The 14,729-nt window shown below is 46.7% G+C and carries 16 protein-coding genes; 3 read left to right on the forward strand and 13 right to left on the reverse strand.

All coding sequences use genetic code 11. The features are described from left to right. Together NSQ57_RS23490 and NSQ57_RS23495 are read right to left on the reverse strand one after the other, a co-directional pair. Positions 1–714, reverse strand: a complete 714-nt coding sequence (locus NSQ57_RS23490) for a pirin family protein (RefSeq protein WP_069012100.1) — start codon at positions 712–714, stop codon at positions 1–3. A 69-nt stretch (positions 715–783) separates the two neighbouring features. Beyond that, complete coding sequence (locus tag NSQ57_RS23495; protein ID WP_039271679.1) at positions 784–1,641, reverse strand: LysR family transcriptional regulator; 858 nt, start codon at positions 1,639–1,641, stop codon at positions 784–786. 182 nt (positions 1,642–1,823) lie between these two features. On the opposite strand from NSQ57_RS23495, the gene NSQ57_RS23500 reads away from it, so the two are divergent. Continuing rightward, positions 1,824–2,801, forward strand: a complete 978-nt coding sequence (locus NSQ57_RS23500) for a DMT family transporter (RefSeq protein ID WP_342425381.1) — start codon at positions 1,824–1,826, stop codon at positions 2,799–2,801. Between the two features lie 95 nt (positions 2,802–2,896). On the opposite strand, the gene NSQ57_RS23505 is transcribed toward NSQ57_RS23500, so the two are convergent. From NSQ57_RS23505 to NSQ57_RS23530, 6 genes are all read right to left on the reverse strand, one after another. Beyond that, complete coding sequence (locus tag NSQ57_RS23505; protein WP_342425382.1) at positions 2,897–4,885, reverse strand: methyl-accepting chemotaxis protein; 1,989 nt, start codon at positions 4,883–4,885, stop codon at positions 2,897–2,899. 153 nt (positions 4,886–5,038) lie between these two features. Further along, positions 5,039–5,446: a DoxX family protein gene (locus NSQ57_RS23510; RefSeq protein WP_029518604.1), complete on the reverse strand. Its 408-nt coding sequence runs from the start codon at positions 5,444–5,446 to the stop codon at positions 5,039–5,041. Positions 5,447–5,564: 118 nt separating this feature from the next. After that, positions 5,565–6,425 carry a M56 family metallopeptidase gene (locus NSQ57_RS23515; protein WP_029518605.1) on the reverse strand — a complete coding sequence of 287 codons (861 nt, stop codon included), beginning with the start codon at positions 6,423–6,425 and terminating at the stop codon, positions 5,565–5,567. Positions 6,426–6,427: 2 nt separating this feature from the next. After that, positions 6,428–6,841, reverse strand: coding sequence for a BlaI/MecI/CopY family transcriptional regulator (locus NSQ57_RS23520; RefSeq protein ID WP_013312429.1), 414 nt, complete (start codon positions 6,839–6,841; stop codon positions 6,428–6,430). Positions 6,842–6,987: 146 nt separating this feature from the next. Next, positions 6,988–7,827, reverse strand: a complete 840-nt coding sequence (locus tag NSQ57_RS23525) for a response regulator transcription factor (protein ID WP_025720336.1) — start codon at positions 7,825–7,827, stop codon at positions 6,988–6,990. After that, the gene (locus NSQ57_RS23530; RefSeq protein WP_023990809.1) at positions 7,803–8,198 is read right to left on the reverse strand and encodes a transcriptional repressor; all 396 of its coding nucleotides are present in this window, start codon (positions 8,196–8,198) and stop codon (positions 7,803–7,805) included. Before NSQ57_RS23530 ends, NSQ57_RS23525 begins: the two co-directional genes overlap by 25 nt. Before the next feature lie 187 nt (positions 8,199–8,385). Here NSQ57_RS23530 and NSQ57_RS23535 point away from each other — a divergent pair, with 187 nt between their 5' ends. Next, positions 8,386–8,679, forward strand: a complete 294-nt coding sequence (locus NSQ57_RS23535) for a hypothetical protein (protein WP_049817035.1) — start codon at positions 8,386–8,388, stop codon at positions 8,677–8,679. Here the strand turns inward: NSQ57_RS23535 and NSQ57_RS23540 are convergent. From NSQ57_RS23540 to NSQ57_RS23555, 4 genes are read right to left on the reverse strand one after another with little or no spacing between them, the layout of a single operon-like run. After that, a complete protein-coding gene (locus NSQ57_RS23540) occupies positions 8,667–8,876 on the reverse strand; it encodes a hypothetical protein (protein ID WP_029518606.1) in 210 nt (69 codons plus the stop codon). The genes NSQ57_RS23535 and NSQ57_RS23540 overlap by 13 nt on opposite strands. Continuing rightward, positions 8,873–9,985 (reverse strand): GerAB/ArcD/ProY family transporter, encoded by a 1,113-nt coding sequence (locus tag NSQ57_RS23545; protein ID WP_029518607.1) that lies wholly within the window; start codon positions 9,983–9,985, stop codon positions 8,873–8,875. Before NSQ57_RS23545 ends, NSQ57_RS23540 begins: the two co-directional genes overlap by 4 nt. Before the next feature lie 26 nt (positions 9,986–10,011). Then, positions 10,012–11,187: a Ger(x)C family spore germination protein gene (locus tag NSQ57_RS23550; protein WP_342425383.1), complete on the reverse strand. Its 1,176-nt coding sequence runs from the start codon at positions 11,185–11,187 to the stop codon at positions 10,012–10,014. Between the two features lie 43 nt (positions 11,188–11,230). Next, positions 11,231–12,865, reverse strand: a complete 1,635-nt coding sequence (locus NSQ57_RS23555; RefSeq protein WP_029518609.1) for a spore germination protein — start codon at positions 12,863–12,865, stop codon at positions 11,231–11,233. 224 nt (positions 12,866–13,089) lie between these two features. On the opposite strand from NSQ57_RS23555, the gene NSQ57_RS23560 reads away from it, so the two are divergent. After that, on the forward strand, positions 13,090–14,181 hold the full coding sequence (locus tag NSQ57_RS23560; protein WP_209947722.1) for a diguanylate cyclase: 1,092 nt from the start codon (positions 13,090–13,092) through the stop codon (positions 14,179–14,181). Positions 14,182–14,248: 67 nt separating this feature from the next. Here NSQ57_RS23560 and NSQ57_RS23565 read toward each other — a convergent pair whose 3' ends face one another. Further along, positions 14,249–14,722, reverse strand: a complete 474-nt coding sequence (locus NSQ57_RS23565; RefSeq protein ID WP_029518611.1) for an Rrf2 family transcriptional regulator — start codon at positions 14,720–14,722, stop codon at positions 14,249–14,251. Positions 14,723–14,729: the final 7 nt, after the last annotated feature.

Consider the following 14,729-nt stretch of genomic DNA (forward strand, 5'->3'; position numbering starts at 1 on the left):
TTAGGGCAAATCAATCAACATATAAAAAGCAGACTCCTCTGCTTCCAGTGCTAGCTTTGGCTCCTGCTCAATACGAGCTGAATCGCGCCCTTGCAGAATATGTTCACCGTTCACACGCAGTGAGCCTTCAATGACGAACAGGAACACGCGTCGCCCCTCGGCCTGTGTGAATTCTACTTGCTCTCCAGGCTGAAGCTTGCTTAAATAAATCGTTAAATCCTGGTTGATTGCAGCAATTTCACCCTCTGTGCCCGGTACACGTTTTCCGGCAACGACAGGCAGAAGCTGACCGTGCAGACGCTCAGGATTGAACGCTGTGGCCTCATATGACGGTTTCAGTCCTCTCGTATGCGGGCTAAACCACAATTGCAGCAGACTGACATCCTCCGTTTGTGATGCGTTGTGCTCCGTATGAATGATGCCGTGGCCCGCTGACATTCGCTGAATGCCTCCAAAACGGGTCACTGCTACATGTCCACGGTTGTCTTCATGACGCAGTTCCCCATACAGCACAATCGAAACAATCTCCATATCACTGTGCGGATGCGCCCCAAAGCCCCGTCCCGGTGTGATGACATCGTCATTACAGACACGCATAGGACCAAACGCTGTATTGTTCTCATCCTGATACTCCGCGAATGAAAAGCTGTGACTCCCCCGCAGCCAGCCCTTATCGAAGCTGAATCGGGAAGCCGCCGGATATATTGTAAACATAATAGCCCTCCTTCAGGAAGAAAAATGAGATCAAATCCCTCTCATTGTACCCGAGCCCAAGCGATAAAGCTACGCCTCTGTCTGAGTGATAATCTCATCTATAAAAGACTGCAAGGTACTGGTAACAAAGGCTTCCTTACGTCGGATAAACACCGTTGTTACTTCATTGTACGGCTCAGGCATTGCATGACCGCACACAAGGCCTTGAGACACCAGCCCGCTGATCGAAGATTCGGGAAATACGGTCATTCCAATACCAGCCGCCACACTGCCGATAATCGTCTCAAATGTCCCAAACTCCATAATCTGTTTGGGAATAATTCCTTCCATTTTGAGCCAGGTTTCCAGCCGTCCCCGGTAGCCGCAGCCTTTTTTATATAAGAGAAGCGGACGAGTCGTGAGATCCTCAACGGAAAAATCATCTCCTTGGGATACAAGGACCAGCTTTTCCTGAAATACATCAAACTGTTCAATGAGCGGATGCTTGACCGGCCCGGTCACAAAGGCTCCATCCAGCCGCATTTCTGCAACCTCCTGCACCAGAGACTCTGTAACCCCAGCCTTGAGGGACAACTCGACATCCGGGTACTTGCTATAGTAAGCATGTAAAATGGCCGGGAGGGCAATGACAGTCTCCACAATGCCAATCTCCAGTACCCCCGAAGGTGCAGAGGTATTCTGAAACGCATGTTTCATTTCCTCAAATTGCGATAAAATGCTTTTCGTATATTGCAGCAGACGCTTGCCCTCGGCATTGAGGATCATTCCCCGCTTATGTCTATTAAATAAAGGTGTTTGCAGTTCCTTTTCGAGCAGCTTGATTCTGGCCGTTACATTGGACTGGACATAACTAAGCTCGGCTGCGGCCTTGCTGACACTGCCATGCGCAGCCACCGTCTGGAAAATGTTTAAATCGTTCAGATCCACTACTGCTCCTCCTTATTGTGAAGGGTAAGGGGCCATCAAAATTGACGCGCCTTGTCACTTATTATCATTTTAAATGATCATAATGTTTATTTTCAATCATTTTACCAATAGCTTCCCATCCTTTATGATGTTGTCCATAAGATATGTCCGCTGAGACCGGCAAGGAGGAGCTTTTGCACACCATGAACAGACAAATCATGACCGGATCTTTATTATGCCTAATCGCCAGTATGTCCTGGGGAGCGATGTTTCCGGTTTCGCACATTGCATTACAACACATCAATCCACTGTACTTTTCATTTTTGCGCTATTTATCGGTTACACTCATTTTAGTCGTACTATTGTGGCTTAAAGAGGGAAGGACTGCATTTCGCTTTGAGGGCAAGGGCAAGACGTTGTTATTCTTCGGGACCATGGGATTCACCATTTATAATATGGCCGTTTTCCAGGGACAGCACGCGATGGGGGCAGCAGGCACTCTGGTTGCCTCTATAATGGAAGTGCTAATGCCGATGATTTCTATTGCGATGGTGTGGGTCATGACCCGTAAAATGCCTCCGAGATATACACTAATCAGCATGGTGATTGCGCTGGCCGGGGCTTTACTGGTGATCACGAACGGAAAATGGACCTTTTTCACACTTGCCGGACAACATTTGCTACCGCTGCTGCTTATTTTCGTAGGCGTCGTCGGATGGGTCGTATATTCCATGGGAGGCAGCCATTTTGCAGGATGGTCTACTCTTCGGTATTCAACCCTAACCTGCCTGCTCGGAACTCTCGTCTCCTTCGTAGTCGTCACATTTTCCTCTGCTTTCAACTGGATTGTGGTGCCGGACTGGCAGGCTGTGTGGTCAGTTAAATACGAAATGAGCTTTATGATCCTGCTTCCAGGGTTAGCGGCCCTGCTTAGCTGGAATGCCGGAATCCGAAAGCTATCTCCACTGAACGGAATTCTATTTATTAACTTTGTACCGATTACCACGCTGGTACTCATGTACTTCCAAGGTTATGCCATTAGCCGTTTTGAACTATATGGGACAGTGTTAGTCATTTTCGCACTGATTCTGAACAATATGTTTCAGAGAAGTTCGCTGCGTCCTTCCGACTCACGGGATGTCCGTTTCCGTCTGGACCGCCGCAAGTCCTTCCAACGTTAACTTCTAACTCTGCAAACCAAAAATCATGCTAAAAACATTAAAAAAGCGCCTGGATACAGAGTACAATCTCCTGTATCCGGGCGCTTTTTATCATTTTAGGATTTTCCTTCAACCTGAAAACGTCCAACTAGTTCGCGCAATTCCTCTGCCATTTGGCTCAGGTCCGCTGTAGATGAAGCAATTTCCTCAATAGAAGCAAGCTGTTGCTCAGCTGCTGCTGAGATCGACTCGGTGTTGCTCGCTGCCTCGTCCGAAATGTGGGCAATATCGCTCATAATATCTACGACACCTACAGTCCCTCGTGCCATTTCCTGAGTCACTCCCGTAATGTCATTGATATGCCCCATAGCTCGTTCCACGGCTTGGCTGATTTCCGCAAAGGATTGCTCAGACGTGGTTACCGAATCAATGCCTTCCGTCACCCGTGTCCGCGCTTGATGCATAGCGCCCAGAGCATGATTCATATCCACCTGCATCGCTTCAATGCGCTCCGAGATCAAAGTAGCCGACTTTGCTGATTCCTCAGCCAGCTTACGCACCTCCGTAGCGACCACGGCAAATCCCTTACCATGATCTCCGGCACGTGCGGCCTCAATGGACGCATTCAGTGCCAACAGATTGGTCTGTTTGGCGATACCCGATATAACGCTGATAATATTCACGATTTCACTGGAGCGTTCATTCAGGGAGTCCATAGCCTGTCCGAGATCGTTAACGGTCTCATCGATGTCATGCATCTTCTGTACAGCCTGCGTAGCAGCCTTGCTGCCCTCCTGAGCCGACTCGGCGTTCATCTTCACATGTTCAGATACGCCCACCATACGCTCGGATACGTTCGCTGCTTGCTGAGCAAGCTCCTCCATATTTACAGAGCCGTGCTTAACGCTCTGCACCTGACGTTCGCTGCCCACAGCCACTTCCTGGATAGCAATGGTGACATGCTCAATCGCTTGAGTTGTCTGATCTGCACCCGCAGCCAGTTCCTCCGCTGAAGAACTTACCCGATCTGTCGTTTCGTGTACGCTTCGAATCATTGTGCGCAAACTGTCGACCATGGTTTGGAAGTGAGCAGACAATTCGCCTACCTCATCCGTTTTTCCAGTTTCCAAATCGCCCGTCAAATCTCCTTCACTGATTCGTTCTGCTGATTTTTGCAGCTTACGAATTGGTACCAGAACAGAACGGGTGATCAGGAAAATCGCGAGTAGCGCAATCACCAATGAGCCAGCCAGCACAAAAATGGTTACATAACGCATGGCAGCCGTGGCATCGCTAATCTCGGATTGATAGAAGGTACCTGCAATTTTCCAACCAGTATCCGTATTCGTTACATAGGTCAAATATTTCTCGCGACCTTCATGCATATAGTTGAAGTTCCCGCTCGGCGCAGTATACAACGTATCAAGCGAATTCTCCTGAGGAGATGAGCCCGCTTTAGCCGTAGGATGGACTACGAATTTCTTCGTATGATCCAAAATGATGATATACCCCTCCTGGCCCACTTTGATGGAGGCCAGTTTACGTACACTTTCCAGATTTAGAGAAATCCCGATAACCCCGGACTTGTCGGAAAGCGTCTGAGATACTACGACAACAGGAATACCCGATGAATTAATGATAACAGGCGTAATTGCAACCTTACCGGGCTGCTTCATCGCTTCGATGTACCATGGGCGTGTGCGAGGATCAAAAGTCCCTTCATCCTCCTTGGGCACCCCCCGAATCATCAGCCCCTCCGGTGTACCAACAAAAATATCCGTGGCATCTTCGTGCAAACCCTTGTATTGGATCAGCTTCGGCTGAATCAAAGGGCTGTTTCGACCATCTATCATCGAGCCGTCCAGACGCTCCGCTAAATAACTCGCATCTTTAATTTTACTGGCGATTGCGTATTCAATAATTGAGTTAGCTGTCGCTACCCCCTGATTCGCACTGCCGTGGAGCTGTTTTTCCATAGCATTATATGATGATTTATAGGTCGCAATGGAAATACTTAAGCTCGGAATCAGCAAAACAAGTAAAAAGCCTAAACTTAGCTTGTTCCTGAGTGTCCATATCGTTTTTCTCTTTCGCGTTGTTCCCATGTTTTTTCCCCTTTGCTCATAAAACGATATATTTGAATTACATTCCGTGTTAGTTATATCGGTTGAAAGTAGCAAATGATTTACAATGAAATTTCACAAAGGGGAAAAACAAAAACGCGCCCTATAAGACTAAGGACGCGGTTATATGAACATTTAGACCTGTACGTTAATGTTTTCAGCCTTTTTACGGCCAAATAACTGATCCACTGCCAGAAAGCGTCCACCGACAAGCGCTTGCTGAAGGCTGGTGAACAGAATCAGCAGATCAAATTCAATCGAGCCAAAAGGCTGTCCTTTTTTAGCCGTTAGCAATACACCGATCATAACGATGGTCAATGCCGCTCCAGCCAGTCGTGTTCCGATTCCCAGAACCAGTGCAATACCCCCAACCAGTTCAACCGCAGCGACCACAGGAGCCATCCAGCCAGGGAGTCCGATACTTTGGAAGAAGCCGGAGGTTCCGTCTAGTCCCTGAAACTTTTGTGCACCGTGAACGATAAAAATAACCCCTGTAAAAATCCGTACCAACAATAATCCAATATTCATAAGCGTTTGATTCATTTGCTCATCTCCTTTTAAATTGTATAAAAATTCTGCAATAAACTACACACTGTAGTGTATTACACATTGAGAATCGGTAGCGCAAAAAGCGCCACCTGTAGGAAACATCTTGCCAAACTTAGATTAGCGCCAGTGCAAACATAAGTGTCAACATCACTAGCACATAGCTGGAAAACATAATCGAACGCCAAGGCATTTGAATGACAGGTTCTTGCTGAGGGTCTAAAATACGTGAGATACGATAGTTAATGGACGTTTCTGCAAACGAGGAACAAGCGGCGGAGTTTACCAGGCGAGTATTGGCAGGCGTCATACTCAGAAGCTTGAGCAATGCGCTCCCAATCCCAACTGGTGAACCCGCTCGATGAATCGCTTCGTTATCAGCCAAAATTTCACGGGCCGTCTTATAATGATGGGTAATGTGACGTAGCACCGGCAAGTAAAACAGCTGTTTAGCACATACTTGCAGCAACCAGGTCTTCAACGGATCATAATGTTTCATATGATAGGCTTCATGGTATATGACAGCTTCTTCTTCGTGTTTGTCCAGTACAGACAATAGTGCAGAGGACAATACAATACGTGGCTTCCATAATCCCATGGTGAAGGCGGCTGGCTTGGCATAATCAATGACCCATATCCGATCGGTCCCGAGTTCACCATATCGCTCACCCAGTGCTTCGGTCAGCGGCAGGTCACGCATTCGGTGCAGTCTGCGAAAAGCTGCCCTGGTAGCCATACACTGTCTGACTGCTTCTCCTCCGGCGATAGCGAAGGTAACGAAAACCAGCCCGCTGAGCGCATCCACCATGTAGCCGATTCCGTAATGCTGTAACAAACTTCTGCAAATTTGAAACACGTTATAATTCAATTTCCAGCCGAAAACATGCTGTCCGGCGTACATACCCATCTGTATAAGGGCGAAACCCGAAATCAAGGCGCCTGCTGTAAACAGTAATTTAGAACGTGTTTTCCACATCGCTACATATCCTTTTTCCATTGTTTAATTTTTTGTTCCAGACGTTCGATCAACTTCGGATCGGCCACCTCCAGAGCATCAATCATATGATTGACAGCAAGCGGACCAAATTCGTCCACCAATTCGTGACTCAGTCCCTTGGATTGCTCATCCATGAATTCTTCCCTGCTTAAAACTGGACGATATAAAGACGTTCTCCCACGTATACTCTTACTCAGTATTCCCTTTTCCACTAAACGGTTCATCACGGTCATTACCGTATTGAAGTTAAAGTCCCGATCCCCCTCCAACGCGGTCTGCACTTCTTTGATACTCCGATCCGAAGTGGACCATAAAATATCCATAATTTTGGCTTCCAGAGGTCCGAAAAATCGGTTAAGCCCGGTTTCGCCAGCTTTAAAATTCAGTCGTTTCATAAGAAGCACCTCACACTACCGATTGTAGTGTATATCTCCTGACAAAGTCAACCGTCACACCTAATGTCAGTTTCTTCATGGAATCATATACAAACCGCCGAATGTCTCCATCCGGCGGAAATTCATCGGTATTCATAACTTTCAGTTCAATCTGCCAATCTGTATCCTACACCTCTTACGGTTGCAATATATTCAGGTTCTGCAGGCCGATCATCCAGCTTCTTGCGCAAACTTTTGACATGCACATCTACAACGTTGCTGCCGCCTACAAAATCCGTCTCCCAGATATCGTGCATCATTTGCTCGCGGGAGATCACTTTGCCTTGAGCATCAATCAGCTTCAGCAGCAAATCGTATTCTGTTTTAGTCAGATTCAATTGACTCTCTTCTTTATATACCAGCATTTTATCTCGGTCAATCCAGATGTCCTTGAACACCGTACGACGGCTGGCTTGCGCTGCCTGACGGGAAGTTGCAGGATGGCGTACAATCATCCGTTCAATGTCATGCACCATATGATTGGAAGCCAGCGGCCACACCAGCACCTCTTCTGAAGGAAGCAGCTCATGAGCATGTACAGACACCCGATCCTGAACCACGTACATAACTGGTGTGTCTTTCATGTGTTCTACCTCAAGACGATTGCGAATATCCAGTAATTCACTCTGTGGTTCGGTAGCGGTCAAATCGTAAATCAAGAGATCGCTTCCCAGATGACGCTGCACTTCAGGTTCCCAGCGATGGAAAACCATCACATCAAAACACGCATCTGACAGCGTACGCACCAACCCGTGAACTACACCCGGTACCGAACTGATCAGAATGATACGACGTGTAGTTGGACAATACAAGGGCTCATTGGAAGGAACGGTCTGCACCGTAGGTGTAGAGGGAGCAGCTAACATCGATGTCCAACTGCCCTTCACCCGTCTAGGCATGTCAGCCACTTTGAAACGATTTGTTATCTGATTCGCTTGCTTTGACATTCCTTACACACTCCTCCGAATACGACATGGGCATGGGCAATATTATACCCCGTTTCATGCGCAACCGTGTCAATCCAATCATGTGGGACTTCACTCATCACTTCATCTACTCGGCCGCATACCTGACAAATAATATGCTGATGATCGTCCATCCGCCCGTCATAGCGACTCGCAGCTTCCCCCAGCTTCAATTCACGGATTAATTCCTTATCCGTCAAATAACGCAGTGAATTATATACCGTTCCATAGGCCAGATTATATCCGCGCTCCATCAACCGATTCATAACATCGGCCGCAGTAGGATGATCGTGAGCTTCACGAACCACATCATATACCGCTTGGCGCTGCGAAGTTAAATTTAAAGTTCTCATACCGCATCTCCCTTAACCAACGCAGATTATATTAATTACAAACTTACAATCATATTAAAGATCAATTTAGAATAAGTATAAATCTTAATTTATTTCAAGTCAATGGTATCGGATAAATTGAACGGCTTTGCAACACAATGTATACAGGAGTACATGCTTAGCTTATTTATAATCGGAGGGATATTTTATGAAGATAGTGTGGATATTCACGCTCTTTATGCTGCTAATGCTCGGAACAAGTATATCGATAAAATGGCTTTCTGGTGTTCATCATCCTTGGGAGCCTATTTCATTGGCTTTTTTCACTATGCGACCATCAGAATATGTCGTCCTGGCAGGAATGCTTATAGTGTTCTTTATAAATGTGGGCAAAAAGCCAAGAGGAAACGCATTTCGCTTCCTGTTCTCACAATGGTCACGTTTCCTCAAAGTTCCTACTTCTTCCTCTGATTCTCCGCAACAGAGCCATCAGAAAGAATAAACAAGGGAAAACGCAAACAAATAATGGATGAATATAGATGAGGGACAGTCGTCCAAATTCAAAGTGGCAATCCATGTATTCCGTTCATATTCACTATCCATATTAATAATGACCACATCTCCCAGAATAAAATGGAACATCAAAATGAGCATTTGACCGGTACCGATGTATTTTTTGTCGGCAAGACGATGACTCATGAGACATTTTCCTCTCCTTTTTTATTCCGGGTCTTTCTCAGCCACGACACGATTAGCAGCAAGATAGGAAAAAACACGGCAAATATCGGAAACAGCCATTTCAGCACTAACTCGCCTGTTTGAAGGTGATCTTGATAGCTCAGTGCCATCAATACACAAGAGACTAACATGATAATCCCAAATGGCAGGATCAGTTTATGGTAAGACACTCTCAATACATCCTCTGCGGCTTTAACCGCGGCATAATAGAAGATGAAAATTTTAAAAAAATCAAAGATAATAACGCTCATAACGCCGATGACATCGACTCTGTCGATAAAATCAGATATTTCGACCTTGCTGATCATCGAGAGCAGCGGGTAAGTCGCCCGTTTGAACACATCTTCCCCCAGTGCAAGCACATTGGACAGTGTAACAATAGACAGGAGCAGCCCTCCCAGCAATATAGCAGAGACCCCTACCCCATTGGCACGATAGCCTTTTTTTAATGTGGGGAGAATCATCGCAAACGTAACCATCTCGCCGTACGGTAGCATCACGGCTTGCGAATAAACAACTTGCCATATCGGCTGCCAGCCATGCTCGGCTATGGGCAATATATTGCCGACATCTACAATGCCTGCCAACAAAATTAATATATTCGTAGCCAGGCCCAGCAGTAGCAGCAAAATTAACATGATAATGGCCGTCCGGCCTGCAACCTCGATTCCCAAATACACCACATACATGACAAGTCCAATCATTAAGGCACAAATGACTGTCAACGGCGTATGCTGAAGCGTCCGGTCGGCAATCAGGATCCCCGTGTCCCGAAGATCCCGTGCTCCGCCGTAAAGAAAAAACACGATATATAAAAAAGCAAGCGCACTCCCTGCTTTCTTGCCCAAAAGGGTTCTGCAGTACTGTGTCATTAGCAAGTCGGGAAAACGTCGGTGAAGGCTGCCATAGCATACAAAAAGCATTGCCCCCAAAACCGTGGAAATGAGGATGGCGATCCACGCATCCTTGCCCGCATTCCTTCCGGGAATAGACATCATGGATGTGCCCATCTCAAACAACACCATAAGAGAGATCATCTCTTTTGCACCTATCCGTGTCTTTTTTTTCATGGCCTTCCCTCCTTGCTCTATTTTCACTAGTCTGATTCCCCCTTGGAGTATGGGTTAGTCCGCGACTGAGTGTGTTTCAGTACAGAAGTCACTTGAATACGGACGGTGCTTTCCGCAAAATTACGGCTCCATTCGGAAGAGAGTCTTTTCCATTGTTTGGGATATCTCCTCTCCAGCGCAAGGCCAAAGCCTATTACATCGCTACGGGTACGCTGAACCTCTCTGACTGTTGAAGTGATCACTTTTTTCGTCTCCTCTGTCCATTTCTCCTGCAGTCTTTTCATCGCCTCCGGACTTTGTAAGTTAATCGAGCACTCGGCTTCCTGTACCGCCCCGGTCTGTTTTAGGTTAATCACAAAAACAGGCTCCCCTTGCTCCATCCGTGTGTGTATCTTGGTTGAAGAGAACAAGGTTTCGATGCCAATGGTTTCCCTATCCTTACCGCAGCTCAGTGTTGTTTGGGCACCTTTCACCTTGTTGTTGATCATAGACAGTCCAATGGCCTGATCATCATCCAACCAGCGGACAAGCCGATCCTTTTTGAACACCCCCATTCCCTTAATATGAACAATAGCTTTCGGTAAAATATTGTCCACATTGTTCTTGCTTGAGGCCTGCTCTAAATTCCCATTGACCCCTATGCCCGTCAGCACAGGACCGCCACCCTTATGAGACATGCTGCGAATCACATCGTCGATAGTCACCGCGTAATCCCCGGCATACAAACGCTCCGATGTTTCCAGCTTTCCTGAAATATCATTGGCGGGAATACGACCGATTGCGGTCATGATTGCCAGTACATCCTTCCCAGTATTACCGCGTGCCACCAGCATTTTCACCGGCAGCCGGATTTCTGTAGACCTTTCCAGAGAATCCATCATATCGCCGATTCCAGCCCGTGCCAGCTTTTCACCAATAACGATCAGTTTGGTATGCGCCAAAGAAATGATCCGCGGAACCCTTTGTGAGGCTCTGCGGAGCGCTTGAAACAGATTTTTTCCCTTTTCCCGATACAAAACGACTGGAGTATCTCCTCTCGCTTTGGCTCCGGCGATTTCATCTGCTACGATCACCTGTAGGGAAACCTCATAATCCGACTCCCCAACCAAATCAATTCCTATCCCAGCTACTACTGCTCTCTGGTTTAACTCCACAGAATCCCAGCAACCGGATAACAAGGGAGCGAACAGTAGTAAAACCAAACACAGCCCCCCTATTCTCCTCTTAAAAGTTACTGCACTTTGTTCATTCCTCTTCCGCTGATACACCCTGATTGCCCCCCTCCTGCATCGGTGTGGTTTTATCAGAAGAGGAAATCCCGCTTCCATCCTTCATTCTTTTCTGGTTCTTAGATGTAATGCTTTTAGGACGCTTCCTCATCATCCAGAACGGGAGTCGCAATACGGCATCCTTTTGACTCTCCAGCACAAAAGGGCTGAAAGGCGCCATGTAGGGCACCCCGAAAGAACTCAGACTGTTCATATGAGCAATCAGCGCAATCAACCCCAATGTAATGCCGTATAGCCCCATAAACGCTGACAGTATCATGAAAATAAACCGGCACAATCTCCCGGCCACTGCCATGTTATAGGCTGGGATTGCGAAACTGGCTATTCCCGTCAGGGCTACTACAATTGTGAGCAGCGGGGTGACGACTCCGGCTTCCACGGCCGCTTGACCCAACACAAGCGCTCCTATAACGGATACCGTTTGACCACCCGCACGCGGCATTCGAATACCCGCCTCACGCAAAATCTCAAAGGTAATCTCCAAAATAAACGCCTCTAGAAATGCCGGAAAAGGAACGGATTCCCGCTGAGCCAATATGCTGATCAGTAGTGGAGTCGGTATCATTTCATAATGGTATGTTGTTAAGGCAATGTAGAGAGAAGGCCCTAGAATAAGAATAATGAAGCTGATATATCTAATGAGCCGAACAACAGTCGCCATATCGTAACGCTCTTCATAATCCGAAGAACTCTGAAAAAATTGGGCAAATACTGTAGGCATCACCAGTACAAACGGAGTCCCGTCTACGATGAGCGCCACTCGGCCCTCCATAATATTGCTGCTGATGGTGTCGGGTCTTTCCGTGTTAAAAATCGTTGGGAATGGTGTGAAATGATTTTCTTGTATCATCTCCTCAACCATGCCGGACTCAAATATAGCGTCAATATTGATGTTTTCTATCCGTTTACGAACCTCATCTACGACGCCTGGATTTGCAATGTTCTTCATGTACAGCATGGCCACATTCGTGAGAGACGTGCTTCCCACTTGGAACATCTCCAGTGTAAGATCGGAGCTTTTAATCCGTCGCCGGACCAGAGAAATATTCGTGAATAGGGATTCTACAAATCCCTCTTTCGGTCCTCTGACGACTGTCTGTGTTGTTGGCTCGCTGACTGCGCGTGTCTCTCCCCCACGCGTGCCGCACGCAATCGCTTTTTCGCAGCCTTCCAATAAGATGATCGTGTCCCCCATTAACAGTTGTTCCATCATGGAACTCCAATCATCGCAGTCCTTCACTTCTCCCAGTGCAAGCGCATGACTCTGTATTCTTACGTACAGCGCTTCTGCATTCTCCGCCTCAGCAGCCACTTCAGCAGATGGGCGGCTAAGCATGGATCTCATGATGAGTTCATTCACCGTATCCGTTTTAGCCATACTATCTAGAAACACAATAGCGGCGGGAACCTCCGCCCTCAGCCCCAATTTAAAGCGACGCATCAGAAAGTCTGGGCTATCTGACGTCAATTTCTTAATTTGCTGCAAGTTGGTTTCCAAACAAGTATCGATTTTTAGATAGCGCGGAGAATTTCCATTGTTCTTACCCGCACCCGACTTTTTATTATGTTTGCGATAGGGATAGCGAATCATGAGCAAACCTCATCTCCAGTAAGGCAGCAATAGATACCGCCCATTTTTCCTTATTCTTGTATCTTTGGAGTATGCTCAATCTATTCCCAGTTATGCACCAAATACGTGAACGAAACGTTATAAGCGTACCCGCGTAATAAATTTCAATAAATTCTTCATTTGCAAGCTTAATGTCAGTTTTTTTGATAAAATGAAGAAATATGCCTCTCGGGAGGGTTAACATCTTGTTCAGTACGTTTTTTGTAAATACCTGTATCCTTGTCACCTTTTTGTACATAACCGGCCTCATATCACAAAGATATAAAATCCGTCTGCACACCTTGAAGCGTAAGATGCATTGGATTGGAGGCGCCCTTTTTGGGTGCTACGGCATTGTCATGATGTACTATTCAATTCCAGTAGGATTTAATACGATTGCCGATCTTCGTCATCTGGCCATCGTAGCTACCGCCACTTACATCGGCGGCCCAGCAGCGCTCACGGCTACTCTGTTTATATGTATAGGTAGATTATTGCTGTTTGGTATTAACGATCAAGCCATCGTAGGCGCTATTTTTATGATACTCGTTGGCCTGGGGTGCGCTTTATTGTCACATCTGTCCTGGTCACGTTTACCCAAGCTGATGATTATGAACGTTTTTGCTTTGGGCATTATATTCTGTCCCCTTATGATTAATTTGAAAAATCTTGATGATGTTCTGCACGTGTATCCGCTCCAATTCTTCATTTCCATGGTCGGCGGATGTCTTCTGTACCTCATTGCTGAATCTATCAACACATCCAATGAGCTGTTACTTCGTCTGGAGCATACCTCCTACACAGACCATCTCACTAATTTAAGCAACAGAAGGCAGCTTGAGTTCTCATTGGAAGAGAAGCTCCCTCAAGCTCGCCAACGTCATGAGCATTTATCCGTACTGGTGTTGGATATTGATCACTTCAAGGAAGTCAACGATACCTACGGACATGCCGCAGGAGATGCAGTGCTGCGCCAGCTTGGACAGATTTTAATGGAAAAATGTCGTCCTAATGATGTAGTCACCCGCAGCGGGGGAGAAGAATTCACCGTACTCTTGCCGAATTGCGCTTTTCGGCAAGCACTTCGCATAGCTAATCAAATTCTTAGCGGAGTAAATCAGTATGAGTTTGTTTTAGCGGACGGGTTTATTCTTAAAGTCACCGTGTCCATCGGCGTGACAACCTTTCCAGGTACCGGGGAAGATATGTCCGGGGCAGCCCTATTGGAGCAGGCAGATAAAGCTCTATACGAAGCTAAAAATGCAGGACGTAACCGGGTTTGCTCATATGAAATATAATTTGAGGCATGACCATTTCATAGAAATAGCCGATACAACCCTCTTTTGAGAGTTGTATCGGCTATTATCATTTTGAATCTTCATTATGATTGCATTTCCCCACCACGAGTGATGTACGCTTGGCAAGCGAAGCCAGCGTATGGGCCCCCCATACTTCCAGCATACGTCGTTCGCTCTCGGCTAAAATTTCGGATACGGCTATCGCCAACTCCTCACAAAAAGGATTGGTTTCCGGTTCATGCATCATACCCGGGAAAATTGGATCACATATTTCAATGGCGTGGTATATATCGGCAAGTGTAATATGGTCGGCCGAACGGGTAAGCACATAGCCTCCCTCACGACCTTCGCGTGCTGCAATCAAATCTGCCTGTACAAGTCGCGTCAGCACCCTGCGCACCAAAGTGACTTCGCAGTCAATGGAACGGGCAATAGAACCGCTGGCACAGAGTTCTCCGTGCTTTTCCAAATAGACAAGCGCCTTTACCGCCACCCCAAGCCATCTGGGCGTTGCGGTGCGTAGTCTTTTTTCACTATTCAAATGAGAT

Origin of the sequence: Paenibacillus sp. FSL L8-0502 (assembly GCF_038593055.1) — a bacterium.
Classification (GTDB): domain Bacteria; phylum Bacillota; class Bacilli; order Paenibacillales; family Paenibacillaceae; genus Paenibacillus; species Paenibacillus polymyxa_D.

Excerpts from the sequence above, each read along its gene's own strand:
- NSQ57_RS23510 (WP_029518604.1), bottom strand. The coding sequence starts at position 5,446 with ATGAATCAAACGCTTATGAATATTGGATTATTGTTGGTACGGATTTTT.
- NSQ57_RS23490 (WP_069012100.1), bottom strand. The coding sequence starts at position 714 with ATGTTTACAATATATCCGGCGGCTTCCCGATTCAGCTTCGATAAGGGC.
- NSQ57_RS23530 (WP_023990809.1), bottom strand. The coding sequence starts at position 8,198 with ATGAGAACTTTAAATTTAACTTCGCAGCGCCAAGCGGTATATGATGTG.
- NSQ57_RS23545 (WP_029518607.1), bottom strand. The coding sequence starts at position 9,985 with ATGAAAAAAAAGACACGGATAGGTGCAAAAGAGATGATCTCTCTTATG.
- NSQ57_RS23525 (WP_025720336.1), bottom strand. The coding sequence starts at position 7,827 with ATGTCAAAGCAAGCGAATCAGATAACAAATCGTTTCAAAGTGGCTGAC.
- NSQ57_RS23515 (WP_029518605.1), bottom strand. The coding sequence starts at position 6,425 with ATGTGGAAAACACGTTCTAAATTACTGTTTACAGCAGGCGCCTTGATT.
- NSQ57_RS23555 (WP_029518609.1), bottom strand. The coding sequence starts at position 12,865 with ATGATTCGCTATCCCTATCGCAAACATAATAAAAAGTCGGGTGCGGGT.
- NSQ57_RS23540 (WP_029518606.1), bottom strand. The coding sequence starts at position 8,876 with ATGAGTCATCGTCTTGCCGACAAAAAATACATCGGTACCGGTCAAATG.
- NSQ57_RS23535 (WP_049817035.1), top strand. The coding sequence starts at position 8,386 with ATGAAGATAGTGTGGATATTCACGCTCTTTATGCTGCTAATGCTCGGA.
- NSQ57_RS23500 (WP_342425381.1), top strand. The coding sequence starts at position 1,824 with ATGAACAGACAAATCATGACCGGATCTTTATTATGCCTAATCGCCAGT.
- NSQ57_RS23505 (WP_342425382.1), bottom strand. The coding sequence starts at position 4,885 with ATGGGAACAACGCGAAAGAGAAAAACGATATGGACACTCAGGAACAAG.
- NSQ57_RS23520 (WP_013312429.1), bottom strand. The coding sequence starts at position 6,841 with ATGAAACGACTGAATTTTAAAGCTGGCGAAACCGGGCTTAACCGATTT.